Below are 16004 nucleotides of genomic sequence, written 5' to 3' on the forward strand. Positions count from 1 at the left end.
ATTAGTTTTGACTTATTTTGACGTATTATGAACTTTTGAGCAAATAAAATCTAACTGTGACGTGTTTTGATTTTTAATGACGTAATTATTGTGATCTATCACTGGGTTTTGGTCAAAATAAATCAAAAATGACTTTACGTGACCGCATTTGACCATTTATAGTCATTTTGCGTCATGAGGAGTCATTGGAGACCAAGATGAAGTATCAAGCAGTCATTATTGATTTAGATGGAACATTGTTAAGAGATGATGAGCAAATCTGCTCAAACAATAAAGAAGCGATCACGCTTGCTGTGAACAGCGGTTATTGCGTCAGTCTAGCGAGTGGTCGACCGCATCAGTTAATGATGCCTTATGTCGAAAAGCTTGGTTTGTCTTTACCTATCATCTGCTGTAACGGTGCATACCTTTTTGACCCTGTCACGCAGAACATAATGAACCCACAAATTTTGGGGCGTGATTTTCTCATTGATTTAGTGAGCTTGCTGAATGAAGGACACTTTGCTTTCACTCTTTATTCAAGCCGTGGCGTGTTTGCTCAAAAAGCGTCACAGCACACAGAAGACTTGGTCAAAAAAGCGCAAGTCATTAATGCAGACATATCCATTCAAGTCGTTCCTGCTATCAGTGAACTGCTTGAACAGGCTGGCGACGTATACAAAGTGCTTGTTTCAAGCTCGGACAAAGTCGCTTTGAACCAATTAAGGGATGCTTTGCAAGCTCATTGCCAAGCTGATCTATCTACACCAACAAAACTCGACATTACGTCGACGTTAGCCACAAAAGGCCATGCACTAACTCAGTGGCTGAAACAACAAAACATATCCGCTCAAAATACCATAGCTTTTGGAGATGGGGACAACGATGCCTCTATGTTCCGACTCGTCGGGGAGCCTGTTGCTATGGATAACGCTAGCCCTTCATTAAAGGGTTTAGCAAACCTTATTGTCACCAATAACAACGGTTGTGGAATTGGCCAGTATCTTCGCCTCACGGTGCAAGAAGGCCAGAAAACATACCAACATTCTTTTAATTATTAAGGAAATACCATGAAAAAAGTGAAAATTGCAGCAGGCCTAGCTCACGTAGATTACGGACACATTGCTGACGTAGTGAAAGAAGTCTCTGACGCTGGTGCAGACTACATTCACTGTGATGCTGCAGATATGCATGACCTAAAAAACCTGCAATTGATGGGTGGACATCAAATCGTTGAAGGTATTCGTCCTTACACTGAAAAGCCAATTGAAGTTCATGCTTACTTCAAAGACTGCGACAAATTATTTATCGATAAAATCGCAGCTGCAGGTGCAAACATGTTGATTCTACCGGCAGAGCATTTTATCGGTGCTCCTCTGTGTTACATCATTAAATACTGCCAAAACCACGGAATGAAATTTGGCTTAACAGTTGGCGCATTAACACCAGTGTCATTTGTTAAAGAATCTATCTACTACTTAGATCGTCTACACATTGTTATTCACGGAATTACTGATGGCGATGATGAGTGGTTATGGCGCAAATCAGCGATTGCAATGATCCGTGAAGCTCGTGAACTCATCAACGAACGTAACCCTAACTGTGAGCTATGTGTTGATGGTGGTATCCGTAACCACAATATCGAAGAGCTGCTTAATGAAGACATCGACGTGATGGTTGCCTCTACCAATATCTTTGGTCACAAAGATGGCATCACTGCTGGTGTTCGTGATTTCCGCGCTGCGATTGACCAACTCGAAGACAAAGCAGTAGTGAAACAAGAAGAAGCTGAAACAGCTTAACTTTTTCACTTTGGCGTAACAGTGATTCATATAGCTGTCGCGCTCAATCTAATAACGGTGCCGAGCTTACCCCCTATATATGCTCGAGCTTGGCACCACTACCAAGGATTAATTCATGACACAGTTTCAATATTATCAGCCGACAAAATTGACATTTGGTGCAGGAGAAATTCAAAAGGTTGGGCAGCTTGTTGCTCAATATGGCAAACGATGCCTCGTGGTCAGTGAGCCAATTTTTGATGCCGTGAAACCTGCTTATGACCGTATTTTTGCCCTGCTAGCAGAGCAAGGAATTGAAGTGACACATTTTGATGGCGTGGTACCAAACCCACCAACCACTGTTGTAGATCTTGGCCGTCAAGTCGCGGTTTCGGCAAATTGTGATGTGGTGTTAGCGATTGGTGGTGGCTCTTCGATTGATACAGCAAAAATCATTTCTGCTGCTATCAAAGCAGAGTCTTTGGACTGGGCACATTGGTTCGCAACCTATGACTCACCGTTTGGAGAAATCCAAGATTTACCCGCTCAAGTTGTTCCTTTGATCGCAGTACCGACAACCTCTGGTACAGGGTCACAGGTAACGCAAGCTGCGGTGATTACAGACATGGAACAGCACGCAAAACTGACTTTGTTTCATCCGGAGTTCTTTCCTTGCGAAGCGTTGATTGATCCAGAGTTAATGTTAACACTGCCGCCTCGTATGACTGCAATGACGGGTTTCGATGCTTTTTCTCATGCGTTTGAATCATTTACTGGCACGCGTCCATCTCCTTTTGTGGATGCAATGGCGTTACAAGCCATGAAGCTGGTGGTTGAAAACTTGCCAAATGTTGTAGACAACGGAGCAGATTTAGCTGGCCGTTGTGAGTTGGCGAAAGCCGACACGTTAGGCGGAATTTCACTAGCAAATGGTGGGGCTGGAGCGCCGCACCCTCTTGGGGAGATTTTGGGCAGTAGTAAAACGAACTTACCACATGGTTTAACACTCGCTGTTGTTTATCCGGCGTATGTGCAACTTCAGTGGCGAAAACAGCCGGAGCGATTTGCGCAAGTGGCTGAGCTCTTTGGTGCCGTGGGAAGCACTGAAGAAAAAGCTCAATCATTGGCGGCACTTCTTGTGAAGTTTCTTGAGCGAATTGGCCTTGAGTCGAATTTAACTCAAGTCGGGGTAACTCAAGAAGATGTTCTTAAGCTAGAGCCTGCTTTCTGCTTTGATTTACCGCTGACTAGCGGTGATGAAATGAAAAAAGTGTTACACGCCAGTTTGGCGTAGTGCCACAGGGTTTAAAAATAAATTAATAAAGAAAATGGAGACGAGACCATGGAAAAAAGCATCATCACTTCGAATAACACAGCACTGAAATTGGAAAGAGAGGAATTCATTGCCAGTGATGTTCAAGCGTTGATTTTTGATTTCGATGGACTTCTCGTGGATACCGAGACTTGTATGTTTAGAGCCTGGGAAGCTTTGTTAAAAACCTATGATGTTGAAGTATCACCTCTTCAGGTTGCTGGTCTAGTTGGGAGCTCAGCACCAGCAACCTCTCTTTATCAATTATTTAATCAAGCATCTCATCAGGCGTTGTCGAATGATGACATTCGCCAACTTGTTGAGGAGAAAGCGTACCGGTTGATTGAAAGCATTTCTGAGCGTGAAGGCGTTCGCCAATACCTTGAGTTTGCAAAGTCAAAAAATTGGAAAATTGCACTTGCAACAAGCTCTGAATTTGAGCATTACCATCCAATTTTATCTCGATTAAATCTCACTCACTTCTTTGATTGTTTTGTCGGTGCAGAAGACATTGCTCCAGCAAAACGTAAGCCTCAACCCGATGTGTATTTAGCCGCCCTAAATCAGTTAGGTGTCTCTGCCCATCAAGCCATCGCATTTGAAGACTCTCCTCCGGGTGTTCAGGCGGCTCGATCGGCAGGAATACCAACAGTAGCGGTAACTAACTTGCTCACTCGTCACCTCGATGTCTCGCTAGCCAACGTGGTGCTGAGTTCGATGAATGACCAAACCTTACCGCAATTGCTTAATCAACTTATGAGAAATGAAGATGAATAAATTAGAACAATTGAAAAAGTACACTACCGTTGTTGCGGATACCGGTGACATTGATGCGATTGCGGCTTTTCAACCTCAAGATGCCACCACTAACCCTTCTTTGGTGCTAAAAGCAGCTGAGATGCCTCAATACGATCACTTGATTGCTGATGCCGTGACGTGGGCAAAATCTAAAAGCGATGATAAGTCTCAGCAATTAATTGATGCTGGAGACAAGTTGGCCGTCAATATTGGCCTAGAGATTTTAAAAACGGTACCGGGACGCATCTCTACAGAAGTGGATGCTCGTATGTCATTTGACAAAGAAGCAAGCCTAGCAAAAGCACGCAAATTGATTGCGATGTATAACGAGGCCGGTATTAGTAACGAGCGCATTTTAATCAAACTGGCTTCTACTTGGGAAGGCATTAAAGCTGCTGAAGTGTTAGAGAAAGAAGGCATCAACTGTAATTTGACCTTGTTGTTTAACTTCGCTCAAGCAAAAGCGTGTGCAGAAGCTGGTGCTTTCTTAATTTCTCCTTTTGTAGGGCGAATTCTTGATTGGTACAAAACCAATACAGAGAAAAAAGAGTACTTACCTCATGAAGACCCAGGTGTGGTTTCAGTATCAGATGTCTACAACTACTACAAAGATCACGGCTACGAGACAGTCGTCATGGGTGCCAGCTTCCGCAACGCAGAAGAAGTTTTAGCGTTAGCAGGGTGTGACCGCCTGACGATTGGTCCAGCAATTTTAGACCAACTAGCCGCTCAAGAAGACGATGTGCAATGCCAGCTGTTTTCAGCGCGTGACGCGATTAAAACTGCACCAGCATCGATGACAGAAGCTGAATTCCGATGGGAAATGAATCAAGACTCTATGGCAACGGAAAAGTTGTCGGAAGGTATTCGCAATTTTGCCGTCGACCAAGGCAAATTGGAAACCATGATCGAAGCGCGTTTGTAGGAGAAGCATGATGATTTCACGTTCAAGACTTGCTGATGCGATTCGTGTATTAAGCATGGATGCTGTGCAGAAAGCAGGCTCAGGCCACCCTGGGGCTCCAATGGGAATGGCTGATATCGCTGAGGTGCTATGGCGAGACTTTCTAAAACACAACCCAACCAATCCGAATTGGGCAGACCGAGACAGATTCATTCTGTCGAATGGTCATGGCTCGATGTTGATCTACAGCTTGCTGCATCTATCTGGGTACGAGCTGTCGATGGACGATATTAAATCTTTCCGCCAATTACACAGTAAAACGGCAGGTCACCCTGAATATGGTTACGCGCCGGGCATTGAGACAACAACTGGCCCACTAGGGCAAGGCATCACTAACGGCGTGGGCATGGCGTTGGCTGAGAAAGTCTTGGGCGAACAATTTAACCGAGATGGTCATGACATCGTAGATCACCATACTTATGTGTTTATGGGCGATGGCTGCATGATGGAAGGGATTTCGCATGAAGCTTGTTCACTAGCGGGAACACTAGGGCTTGGAAAGTTAGTCGCATTCTGGGATGACAACGGCATTTCAATTGATGGCGATGTTGATGGTTGGTTCTCTGATGATACGCCAAAACGCTTTGAGGCTTATGGCTGGCATGTGATTGCCGATGTTGATGGTCACGATTCTGAAAGTATCCATAAAGCGATTGCTGAAGCGAAGTCGGTATCAGATAAACCTAGTTTGATTTGTTGCAAAACAATCATTGGTTTTGGTTCTCCAAATAAATCGGCAAGCCATGACTGCCACGGTGCTCCCCTAGGTGCCGAAGAAGTGGCACTTGTTCGCTCAAATTTGGGGTGGGAACACCCAGAGTTTGAAATGCCACAAGATATTTATAATGAGTGGGATAGAAAAGAACAAGGCAAAGCCGATGAGCTTGATTGGCAAGCTCGTTTTGATGCTTACCGACAAGCTTACCCTGAGCTAGCTGCTGAGTTTGCACGTCGTAGCCAAAGCTTGTTACCAGAAGGCTGGGAGCAGTATACACAAGACTGGATTCAGACCTTACAAGCTAACCCGCAAACGATTGCAACCAGAAAAGCATCGCAAAATACCATTGAAGCGTTTGGTCCGTTACTTCCAGAGTTCTTGGGCGGTTCTGCCGATTTAACACCGTCGAACCTGACGAACTGGTCGGGTTCAAAATCGATCTCGGCTCAAGATGCTTCCGGTAATTACTTAAGTTACGGCGTACGTGAGTTTGCGATGTCGGCAATGATGAATGGTGTCGCACTTCATGGCGGTTTCATTCCTTATGGCGGCACTTTCTTGATGTTCATGGAATACGCTCGAAACGCGCTGCGTATGGCAGCACTGATGAAGCAACGCAGTATTTTCGTTTATACCCATGACTCAATTGGTTTAGGCGAAGACGGCCCAACGCATCAGCCTGTGGAGCAGATCGCATCATTGCGCCTGACGCCAAACATGAGTACGTGGCGCCCTTGTGACCAAGTAGAAACGGCTGTGGCTTGGAAGTCAGCAATCGAACGCTTTGATGGTCCAACATCGTTGATTTTCTCTCGCCAAAACCTTGTGCAATTTGAACGTGATGAATCGATGTTAGCCAATGTAGCAAAAGGCGGATATATCCTTTCTGATTGTGAAGGTGAACTGGAGTTGATTTTGATTGCGACAGGATCTGAGGTGGCGCTAGCGATGGAGGCAAAAGCGCAATTAGCAGGCGTACGCTGTCGAGTGGTTTCGATGCCAGCAACTGATGTGTTTGATGCTCAATCAACTGAATATCAAGAGCAAGTGCTGCCTAGCCATGTCACTGCACGTGTTGCGATAGAAGCTGGTATTCGTGACTACTGGTTCAAATATGTAGGGCTACAAGGTGACATCGTGGGTATGACGAGCTTTGGCGAGTCAGCGCCTGCAGAAGAGCTATTTGAAATGTTTGGGTTTACGGTTGAAAACATCGTAGAGAAATCTAAAGCGGTTCTGGAGAGATAGTATGGCAATGGCAACGCGTTTTATTGAAAACCTTAGCCAAGATTGCCTGCGTACTAAGGCTGCGAAAGTAGCCTTAGAGCATGTGATTGATACGCTAACGCCGTCAAGTGTCATTGGAATTGGTACAGGTGCAACCGTCGAAGTATTTATTCAGTTATTGAAGCACAGTGGAGCGGAGTTTTCTCACTGTGTATCGAGCTCTGAACGTTCGAGTAAGGCGATTGCAGAGGTCGGCTTGAAAGAGTTGGCAATTGCAGAGTGCGACCGTGTCGATTTCTATATTGATGGCATTGATGAGGGGATGACCGACGGCATCACAGTGAAAGGTGGAGGAGCGGCGCTAGCGCGTGAAAAGGTGCTCGCGACATTAGCCATGAGTTTTATCACTATTGCCGATAGCGGTCGTTTAGTCACTCAACTTGGGCAATTTCCGTTACCAGTGGAGGTGTTACCAGCAGCACAGAAAGCGGTTTTCAACGCTTTGCGAAGTTTAGGCGGAGAACCTGTACTAAGAGAAGGCTGCTTGACCGACAACGGCAACATAATTCTCGATGTTTCTGGCCTAGATCTTACCGAGCCTAAAAGCCGAGAAAGAGAGTTGAATGCAATTGCTGGGGTGGTTGAAAACGGCATCTTTGCGCAGCGTTCAGCAGATTTCATGGCGTTCTCAAATAGCGAAGGAACGCACTGGTTATCGAGAAAATGAGACCTCGCTAACAAGTCTATTTATAACTTACTCAGTAACAGATAATTAGGGACTAAACATGACGGAAAGCAATTTTTTACCCCGATCTCTGGGCTATCTTGACCTACATCACCAAGCGTTCTTGGATGATTTGTCGGGGTTAATTGCTATTCCGTCTGTGCGAGACTTGACCACAAGTGAAGAGAGCGCACCATTTGGTCGTTCAATTAGACAGGCGTTCGACTACTTAATTGAATTCGCACAGCGTGAAGGTTTTGAAGTAAGAGATCACCAGGGTTATGCGCTGGACATTTGCTTTGGTCAAGGCGAGCAAGAAATAGCTATTTTGCACCATGTTGATGTTGTTGAAGCTGGTGATTTGAATGAATGGAACACACCGCCATTTGAAATGCATAAACAAGGTGATGAATTATACGGTCGAGGCGTTACAGACAACAAAGGCCCTTTGATGGCAAGTCTGTACATCCTCAAGATGTTTAAAGCACTGGATATGAAGCTCGATAAAACGATTCGAGTCATTATCGGTGGTGCAGAAGAGACAACTTGGGAATGTGTAGAACATTATTTTAAGCACAATCCTCAGCCAGAATATGGCTTTTCTCCTGATGGCGACTTCCCAATCGTCAATGGAGAAAAAGGAATCCTATATGCGTCATTTCAACGAGAACTCCCAACTCTCAATGACGTAGGAAGTTGCCAGATAGTCAGTATTGAAAGTGAACGTGACAGAACATCCACCTGCTATCAATTAACTGTGTACCTAACTGGCGAAAAAGCGGCTGAAGTTGCGGCGAGGTTTGCCACTTTTGCCAAAGTAACGCTCGTGGAAAATAAAGCGGGCATTGATAACTCACAGAAGGAGCTGTATTGCGTTGAACTATCAACGCCGTGGGAGAAGTCCCGCAACCCGCATAAAGTTGACAACTGTATGGAACAGCTTGTTATCCAAATGCGAAATGTTGAAGGTTTAGATGCTCATTCTCAAAGCTTGATTGAACTATTGGATGGATGCTTTGCGCAAGCAAGCGATGCTTCCAAATTAGGACTTGCGTATCAAGATGCTGAAATGGGAGCAACAACTTGTTGTGTTTCGTCTATTAACCTCGATCAACATAGTTACAACTTGGATTTTGATTTTCGGTTTCCTAAAGGCCTGACTATCGATCAAACTCGTACCCAACTCCAATACTTGTCCCAACAATATGGAGTGAGAATGATTGAACAGCAGTACTTACCTCTATCTTACCTCTCACCCGAAAGTGATCTTATCCAAGCGATGGGAAAAGCTTATTCCGAAGTTACAAGAACGGACGCTCAATGCTTTAGCAAAGGCGCGGCTTCGTATGCGCGTGCGTTAAACAATGGTGTTGCATTCGGACCTACTTTTCCTGGTGATGTGACTTGTGTTCATGAGCCCAACGAAAGGCTCAGCCTCAAGTCATTAAAAAGAGCAATAACAATATACGTGAAAGTTCTCATATCACTTTAGGAGTAAATTATGAGAGATAAGGTTCAAGCACTTGCTGGAGGTATGATGGTATCTATCATCGTACTGGTCATCGCAGGTATATTTATTGGTATAGGTGCGGGCGTTGTAAACCAAATGTCTGCAACTGACTCTGTTATTTGGGCATTTTTCAAACTGATGTTAGATCTAGGTTTGATGGTGATGCGCAACCTACCTCCATTCTTTGCGATTGGTTTGGCTTTTGCACTCGCTAAATCTGAGAAAGGATGGGCAGCCTTTACCGGTTTTACCATGTTCATGTGTTTCAATGTCGCTATCGGTTCGATTGCTGCATTTCACGGTTGGACTGCTGAAACTACCAGTGTTGCATCTTTGATGAATGATGCTGGTTACGACAAAGTCGCTGCACAAAACTTCAACTCTCTATGGGGAGAATCTTTAGGTATTTTCGCTTACAACATGGGTATCTTCAGCGGTATTCTTGTGGGCTGTATTACGGCTTGGATCCACAACCGTTTTTACAAATTTGAAATGCCTACGTTACTTAGCTTTTTCTCTGGCCCTCGCGCGGTAGTGATTTTTGCTTACTTCGCTATCATGCCAATTGCCCTTTTCGTTTACTATGCTTGGCCACCAATTGCAGGTGCTTTGCAGTCGCTAACAACGCTTATTACCAGCTCTGGTATCTTTGGTTCGTTCCTTTTCGGTGTGTTTGACAAAGGCCTATTACCGTTTGGTTTGCACCATTTGATCGCATTCCCTATCGAGTACACTCGAGTCGGTGGTGTTATGGAGATTGATGGTGTGGTTTATGAAGGCGTTCGTAATATTATGAACGGCCAAATGAGCTCACCAGAGGCAACGGGCTACATTACCCATAACTTCACTAGCGGACGAATTCCAATTCAAATTGGCGGTTTAACTGGCGCAGCTTATGCGATGTATGTGACGGCGAAAACACAAAATCGCAAGAAGGTTGCAGCTATCATGGTACCAGCCGTGTTCACAGCGGCAGTGATCGGTATCACTGAGCCTCTGGAGTACACCTTCTTATTTGTCCAGCCTTTCTTATTCTTTGCTGTTCACGTGCCTCTAAATGGATTGGCTTATGTGATCACTGAAATGATGGGTGTATCCATTCATGGTAACCAGCTGTTGTTCATGGTGCCTAACTTGCTTCAACCTGAAAAAGTGCATGCATGGGCTCTGTTATGGATAGTCCCTCTGTACTTCGTCATTTACTTCTACACCTTCAAGTTCTTTATCTTGAAGTTTGACTCGAAAACACCGGGCCGTGAGGAAGATGATGGCGATATAGCGCTGTATTCCAAAGAAGACTTTAAAAAGAAAAAAGAGCAAACCTCAAAAGGCCTACCAGCAGAAATTATTGAAGCGCTAGGTGGTGCCGACAATATTGAAAACGTAGCTAACTGTGCCACTCGACTGCGTGTCTCATTGCATGATGAATCCTTAGCAGCAAGCGATAAAGTTTGGAAACAAGAACTTAACGCTATCGGAGTAGTAAGGATGAATAAAGGCATTCAGGTGATATACGGTGCTAATGTCATAACGATAGCCTCTGGTATTAAAGAAGCCTTAGGTGTCGATTCCTAGCAACGTATTCCCTTATGTAACCCTACAGTTACAAGCTTAATAGAATCCCAATAACTCATGATTCCTCCTGTGACCTCGCGTCACAGGAAGGGATTCGTGTACCTGAAATATGGATATTATAAAAATGAAAACAATGACAAAACATGCAGTTACCTTACTTGCCCTATGCGTTTCCGGCGTTCTACATGCAAGTGAGAATACAGTGGCGGATTGGCCAGAAAGAAGCCCTATGGTGTTCTGGGGAGACAGAGCCAATGAAGATTGGAGCTATGTCGACGATTTGAAAGAGAGCCAAAAAAGCTTCTCTGAGAAACTAAAACGTTTGGACATCGATGAAAGCGGTGACTGGAAAGTTTCTTTTAGCGGTAATGTAAAAGCGGCTCTCGATAACCGTTGGAACCATATGTACGACGGCGAAAATCGCAAAAAGAATGAGCTTCGGACTCGTATGCAGTTCGCGACAGATGTGACGTATCAAGATTGGATGCGCCTATTCGGTGAGATTCGTACCAACTACACTAACCTAGATAATCCTGGCCCGGTGGATGATGCAGGTACGGATTTCCATCAATTGTTCGCAGAATTCAAGCTCCTTGACGATGGCCAGCAATATTTAAGTACACGACTTGGGCGTCAAGAAATTTACTTGAATGAATGGCAAATGATGAACCGTGAGCCAACACCGGTACAGTCTAGTTGGAATGCGGCAAGTGCGAAGTACAGCGTTTCTGGTATTAATTTTGATGTGTATTATGGTGAAGAAGTCTTCCCGCTATATAGTGATGGTAGCTTTAGTGGCAACTGGGATGACAAAACTAACGGTAAGAAATCAACAGGCCTGTTCGCTAATTGGCAAACCGATTTCGGTACGATGCAAGCTTATGTAATGAGTAATCAGCTAACAAACGAAAGCTTTGTTAATGCTCCTGATGGTGATGTTGATATTCAAGTTCTGGGTATACATGCGCATGATTTCGTGAGTGAAGGCTTTGGTTACATGCTTGATGGTGTGTACCAATTTGGTGACCATGCAGGTAAAGACATTTCTGCGTATATGGCATATGCAGACTTGAACTACAACTGGAAAGCCGATTGGAACTACCGTTTAGGTTTGAACCTACACTATGCCTCAGGTTCGGATAAAGACAGCGATAAGGTTAATACCTTTAACCCGCTATGGACTGGTGACCCATTAGGTTTCGCGCATGATGGGGCATATGGTAATGCCATGCAGGTTGGTTCGTACACTGTCATTGAATATCAGCCGAAGCAGTCAATCATTGCAGGTTTCATGTCGACATGGCGAGCAAACACCGATGATGCGATTTATACGTTAAATCAAGATGTCTTGTTTGGTGCAGAATCGGATGAAAAATACGCTTATAGCCAATTTTATTTGCAGTTCCATAACTACATCACAGGTAACTTAAAGTCTGAGGTTAATATGTACTACGCCCTAGACAGTGACTATACCCGTGATGTCGTAGGTAGCTCGAGTGATGATATTTCACGAGTTGAAATTGCGCTAATTTACAACTTCTAATCCGGTAGTCTCTACTACAAAAATAGTGATGTATTTTAGCCCAGCCTGTCGGTTGGGCTGATTTTTATTCAGCAATCTGAAAGTTTTTCTTCAAAAACTCGGTCGTTAAATGATGAGGTGATGCTTTTACCCTTTAGCGAAAACTTTGAGCTATCACTAGGTGAAGTTGCTTAGAAACACTAAGCTCTACTTATCATGGAAGGAGAAATGGTTATGAAATGGCTTATGTTGTCATTAGCACTTTTATTTGTTGCAGGATGCCAGTCTACGGCATCAACATCGCCAAGCGAAGAGACGAACCGAATTCATTCTGGTGGCTGCAGCAGCTAATCTGTTCGGCTCCTTATCTCTGCTAAAAGCCCTATGTTGTTTATGGGGCTTTTGTTTTTGTTACTGAACATGTTAATTCAAAGTGTTATCACGATATTGAACTGGGTGTGTATTGTTGGTCAAAGTATGCACTATGTTGTGTGGTAGATCTCATTTGTTCGTGCGAGCACTTGCTAAGGTTAATAGTGAATGTGTTTAAGACTAACCCAATCACTTTACTCAACTTAAGAGGTTTCTATGCTAGGTGAAAATCACTCTCTTGTTCACGAATTTCCTGAAATGAAAGACAAAATTGCTGAGCTTGCTAAAACTGATGATGGCTTTGCAGAAGATATGAAGACATACGACAACCTTGATAAAGAGATTCGTAAACTAGAGCTGAAAGATTCACCCATTGATGATGGCTCGATGCACCAACTGAAACATGATCGTTCTGTACTTAAAGACGCACTGCACGCTCGCTTAATGGCTTAGTCAGTTGGCAATTTGGCTGATTAGCTAAATGGCGAATAGCAGATTTAGATACTAAAAACTCCTTCGGGAGTTTTTTTCGTTTTGGCTTACCCATTTTCTTCTGAATCGATAAGCTTGGGCTTCTTTGGATATAAAAAAGCTTAGCGCGGGGGACGCTAAGCTTCGTTGTTCATCATGTTCTTGAACCATGTTTGGGCTGGTGGGGTTAGCCTACTTGAGAAAAGCTCACTACCTTGCTTTGTAGTTTCTGTTTCAAGTAATCCGTCACCGCTTGCTGCTCTGATTTGCTCATGTACAGGCCAAGTTTGGTTCTGCGCCATAAGATGTCTTCGTCAGTCATCGCCATCTCTTCATTGATCAAGTAATCGATTTCAACTTGATAAACGCCATGTGCTTCTTTTGAGAATTGGATGCCAAGGTCAGCTTCACTGTTCGCACCTTCTAATAGCTTCCATGTGTAAGTACCAAATTGAGTCACATAACGAAGTAACAACGCTTCAGATGCCCAAGGGTATTTAGTATGGATCATCTTCGCAAGTTGCTCTCTGCTACAGCTAAAGTTACCACCAGGAAGCGTGTCGTTGGCTGTCCATGGTGCACCCATGTTGGTTAGGTGTGGTTCAAGCTTCTTAAGTGCTGCTTCGCCTAGCTTGCGGTAAGTGGTTAGTTTACCACCGAAGATCGAAAGCAGTGGTGCTTGATCCAGCTCTGCATCTAATTCTAATGTGTAGTCACGAGTGATCGCTTGTGGAGAATCGGATTCATCGTCACAAAGCGGTCTTACGCCACTGTATGTCCAAACCACATCTTCACGGCCAAGCTGTTTAACAAAGTGCTGGTTAACGATATCGATCAAGTAATCAACTTCTACATCATCGATTGCCACTTCACGTGGATCGCCTTTGTATTCAAGGTCGGTGGTACCGATGATCGAGAACTTATCTAGGTAAGGGATCATGAACACAATGCGATTGTCTTTGTTTTGTAGAATATACGCTTGTGGTTCGTCATGAATGCGTGGCACAACAATGTGTGAGCCTTTGATCAGACGAATATTACGAGGCGAAGCCTGCTCTAATCCATCATCGAAGAACTGCTTAACCCATGGGCCAGCTGCGTTAACGAGTGCTTTTGCTTTGCGTTCAAAACGCTGATTTGTCATCACATCAAGGATTGTTACATGCCAAACACCACCTTCACGGTGCGCTTTTTCAACACGGCAGTAGTTACGTACTTCTGCGTTGTTTTCTTTTGCTGCCAACACGTTGAGCAATACCATACGCGCATCATCAACCCAGCAATCTGAGTATTCGAAGCCTGTCTTCATTTCTGGCTTCAGTAAACCTGATTTAGCCAAGTTCACTGTTTTACTGCCAGGAAGAGTCGTGCGCTTACCCAAGTTATCGTAAAGGAATAGGCCACAGCGAATCATCCAAGCCGGGCGTAAAAATGGTCGATGAGGTAAACGGAAACGCATTGGTTGAGCGACATGAGGAGCTTTTCTCAGCAACACTTCACGTTCAGCGAGCGCTTCAGAAACTAAACGAAACTCGTAATGTTCAAGGTAGCGTAAGCCACCGTGGATAAGCTTTGAGCTAGCAGAAGACGTCGCCGATGCGAAATCATTTGCTTCGTATAAGCCAACGTTTAGACCACGACCTGCTGCATCTGCTGCGATGCCTGCACCATTGATGCCGCCGCCAATCACGATCAAGTCTAAAGTGGAAGATGAACTGTTGTTTGAATTATTTTGTTGAGCACTCATGGTTTTGACCTCTTTCTGAGCGAACGAGCATTTTAGAACATAATTGAATCCTATATGAACTTTCGTTTGCGGTCATTTATTATTTTCGTTTATGCGCGTTTTATGTGATTTGCGCATAAAAAAACCTCTGCTTATGAAAGCAGAGGTTAAAATAAGTCTAATTCGAGCATAGAAGCGACAGTGGTCGTGAGCAAGTTTTACTTTTTTAACTTTTCTATAAAGAATCGTGATTCATTTAAGAAAGTGGCCTCATCGAGCACTGGGTGAGTTATTCGCTCACAGGGCGAGTTGTATCGATAATTTCTAACGGAATGTCTGAATCCTTAAGGATGTTCATAATCTCTTCCGGCGGCTGCTTATTAGTAAACACCATGTGTGCCTGAGAGATATTACCCAGCTTAACCATTGCATTACGGCCAAACTTAGTGTGGTCGACAGCTAAGAAGATACTGCGGCTGTTCTCGATGATGGCTTGTTTCACGCGAACTTCGTGATAATCAAAATCGAGCAGTGAGCCATCGAAGTCGATGCCACTGATGCCTAAGATGCCAAAATCAAGGCGGAACTGCTTCACGAAATCCAGTGTTGCTTCACCTACGATACCGCCATCACGGTTTCTCACTTCGCCACCGGCCAAGATAACCTTTATCTCAGGGTTAGGCAGAAGAATGCTGGCAACGTTAATGTTGTTAGTGACGACTCTTAGCTGTTTGTGATTTTTATTGAGCGCGCGTGCGACCGATTCTGGTGTGGTACCAATATCTACGAATAGAGTTGCACCGTCTGGGATATGCTTAACCAGTTCGTCGGCGATCACGTCTTTTTCGTTGAAATTAAGCGCTTTACGCGTGTTATACGAGGTGTTTTCTGAGCTAAGAGGAATGGTTGCACCACCATGATAGCGACGAATTTTGTTGCTATCGGCCAGTTCGTTTAGGTCTCGTCTGATGGTTTGTGGGCTGACATCGAACTTTTCAACGAGCTCTTCGGTACTTACATATCCTTGTGTTTTTACCAGATCTACAATCTGCTGGTGTCTTGGTATCTGTTTCACTTAACTTACCACTCCCTGCGCGCAAAGGGCTCTAGCGCGTCAAAATCGAAAATATAAACTCACGCTATTGTGCTCGAATTGATGAAAAGAGAGAAGTAATGATGGTAAGGAATCATGTCTAAACCGCAAAAACGGTGCTCAAAACGTGGAATTTGAGCCTGAAACGCAAAAAAGAGCACCAAATAGTGCTCTTTTTAGTTTCGTTTGCTGAGGTTCGAGCAATCTAATCGATCTGATTGCTCGAATTCCT

General features: G+C 44.2%; 13 protein-coding genes. 11 read left to right on the forward strand and 2 right to left on the reverse strand.

Features of this window, described 5'->3' with window-relative positions:
• Nucleotides 1-197 precede the first annotated feature (197 nt).
• From OCV56_RS22760 to OCV56_RS22810, 11 genes are all read left to right on the forward strand, one after another.
• Entirely contained in the window at nucleotides 198-1040 is an 843-nt protein-coding gene (locus tag OCV56_RS22760; protein ID WP_086714792.1) for a Cof-type HAD-IIB family hydrolase, read from the forward strand.
• Between the two features lie 9 nt (nucleotides 1041-1049).
• The gene (locus OCV56_RS22765) at nucleotides 1050-1781 is read left to right on the forward strand and encodes a ribulose-phosphate 3-epimerase (protein ID WP_086714793.1); all 732 of its coding nucleotides are present in this window, start codon (nucleotides 1050-1052) and stop codon (nucleotides 1779-1781) included.
• 115 nt (nucleotides 1782-1896) lie between these two features.
• Nucleotides 1897-3054 (forward strand): iron-containing alcohol dehydrogenase, encoded by a 1158-nt coding sequence (locus OCV56_RS22770; protein ID WP_086714794.1) that lies wholly within the window; start codon nucleotides 1897-1899, stop codon nucleotides 3052-3054.
• Between the two features lie 48 nt (nucleotides 3055-3102).
• Nucleotides 3103-3849, forward strand: a complete 747-nt coding sequence (locus OCV56_RS22775) for an HAD family hydrolase (protein ID WP_086714795.1) — start codon at nucleotides 3103-3105, stop codon at nucleotides 3847-3849.
• Nucleotides 3842-4795, forward strand: coding sequence for a transaldolase (gene tal, locus OCV56_RS22780; protein ID WP_086714796.1), 954 nt, complete (start codon nucleotides 3842-3844; stop codon nucleotides 4793-4795). Before OCV56_RS22775 ends, tal begins: the two co-directional genes overlap by 8 nt.
• A gap of 10 nt (nucleotides 4796-4805) precedes the next feature.
• The gene (gene tkt, locus OCV56_RS22785; protein ID WP_086714797.1) at nucleotides 4806-6800 is read left to right on the forward strand and encodes a transketolase; all 1995 of its coding nucleotides are present in this window, start codon (nucleotides 4806-4808) and stop codon (nucleotides 6798-6800) included.
• Nucleotide 6801: 1 nt separating this feature from the next.
• Entirely contained in the window at nucleotides 6802-7506 is a 705-nt protein-coding gene (gene rpiA / locus OCV56_RS22790; protein ID WP_086714798.1) for a ribose-5-phosphate isomerase RpiA, read from the forward strand.
• Nucleotides 7507-7564: 58 nt separating this feature from the next.
• Nucleotides 7565-8995, forward strand: a complete 1431-nt coding sequence (locus OCV56_RS22795; RefSeq protein ID WP_086714799.1) for a Sapep family Mn(2+)-dependent dipeptidase — start codon at nucleotides 7565-7567, stop codon at nucleotides 8993-8995.
• A gap of 9 nt (nucleotides 8996-9004) precedes the next feature.
• Nucleotides 9005-10588 carry a PTS transporter subunit EIIC gene (locus OCV56_RS22800; protein WP_086714800.1) on the forward strand — a complete coding sequence of 528 codons (1584 nt, stop codon included), beginning with the start codon at nucleotides 9005-9007 and terminating at the stop codon, nucleotides 10586-10588.
• 124 nt (nucleotides 10589-10712) lie between these two features.
• Nucleotides 10713-12131, forward strand: a complete 1419-nt coding sequence (locus OCV56_RS22805) for an alginate export family protein (RefSeq protein ID WP_086714801.1) — start codon at nucleotides 10713-10715, stop codon at nucleotides 12129-12131.
• A 567-nt stretch (nucleotides 12132-12698) separates the two neighbouring features.
• Nucleotides 12699-12935: a YdcH family protein gene (locus OCV56_RS22810; RefSeq protein ID WP_086714802.1), complete on the forward strand. Its 237-nt coding sequence runs from the start codon at nucleotides 12699-12701 to the stop codon at nucleotides 12933-12935.
• Nucleotides 12936-13140: 205 nt separating this feature from the next.
• Here OCV56_RS22810 and glpD read toward each other — a convergent pair whose 3' ends face one another.
• Together glpD and OCV56_RS22820 are read right to left on the reverse strand one after the other, a co-directional pair.
• Nucleotides 13141-14700 carry a glycerol-3-phosphate dehydrogenase gene (gene glpD, locus OCV56_RS22815; RefSeq protein ID WP_086714803.1) on the reverse strand — a complete coding sequence of 520 codons (1560 nt, stop codon included), beginning with the start codon at nucleotides 14698-14700 and terminating at the stop codon, nucleotides 13141-13143.
• A gap of 268 nt (nucleotides 14701-14968) precedes the next feature.
• Nucleotides 14969-15754, reverse strand: a complete 786-nt coding sequence (locus OCV56_RS22820) for a DeoR/GlpR family transcriptional regulator (RefSeq protein WP_086714804.1) — start codon at nucleotides 15752-15754, stop codon at nucleotides 14969-14971.
• Nucleotides 15755-16004: the final 250 nt, after the last annotated feature.

The organism is Vibrio gigantis (genome assembly GCF_024347515.1).
GTDB lineage: Bacteria > Pseudomonadota > Gammaproteobacteria > Enterobacterales > Vibrionaceae > Vibrio > Vibrio gigantis.

Excerpts from the sequence above, each read along its gene's own strand:
- OCV56_RS22760 (WP_086714792.1), top strand. The coding sequence starts at position 198 with ATGAAGTATCAAGCAGTCATTATTGATTTAGATGGAACATTGTTAAGA.
- OCV56_RS22765 (WP_086714793.1), top strand. The coding sequence starts at position 1,050 with ATGAAAAAAGTGAAAATTGCAGCAGGCCTAGCTCACGTAGATTACGGA.
- OCV56_RS22770 (WP_086714794.1), top strand. The coding sequence starts at position 1,897 with ATGACACAGTTTCAATATTATCAGCCGACAAAATTGACATTTGGTGCA.
- OCV56_RS22775 (WP_086714795.1), top strand. The coding sequence starts at position 3,103 with ATGGAAAAAAGCATCATCACTTCGAATAACACAGCACTGAAATTGGAA.
- tal (WP_086714796.1), top strand. The coding sequence starts at position 3,842 with ATGAATAAATTAGAACAATTGAAAAAGTACACTACCGTTGTTGCGGAT.
- tkt (WP_086714797.1), top strand. The coding sequence starts at position 4,806 with ATGATTTCACGTTCAAGACTTGCTGATGCGATTCGTGTATTAAGCATG.
- rpiA (WP_086714798.1), top strand. The coding sequence starts at position 6,802 with ATGGCAATGGCAACGCGTTTTATTGAAAACCTTAGCCAAGATTGCCTG.
- OCV56_RS22795 (WP_086714799.1), top strand. The coding sequence starts at position 7,565 with ATGACGGAAAGCAATTTTTTACCCCGATCTCTGGGCTATCTTGACCTA.
- OCV56_RS22800 (WP_086714800.1), top strand. The coding sequence starts at position 9,005 with ATGAGAGATAAGGTTCAAGCACTTGCTGGAGGTATGATGGTATCTATC.
- OCV56_RS22805 (WP_086714801.1), top strand. The coding sequence starts at position 10,713 with ATGAAAACAATGACAAAACATGCAGTTACCTTACTTGCCCTATGCGTT.
- OCV56_RS22810 (WP_086714802.1), top strand. The coding sequence starts at position 12,699 with ATGCTAGGTGAAAATCACTCTCTTGTTCACGAATTTCCTGAAATGAAA.
- glpD (WP_086714803.1), bottom strand. The coding sequence starts at position 14,700 with ATGAGTGCTCAACAAAATAATTCAAACAACAGTTCATCTTCCACTTTA.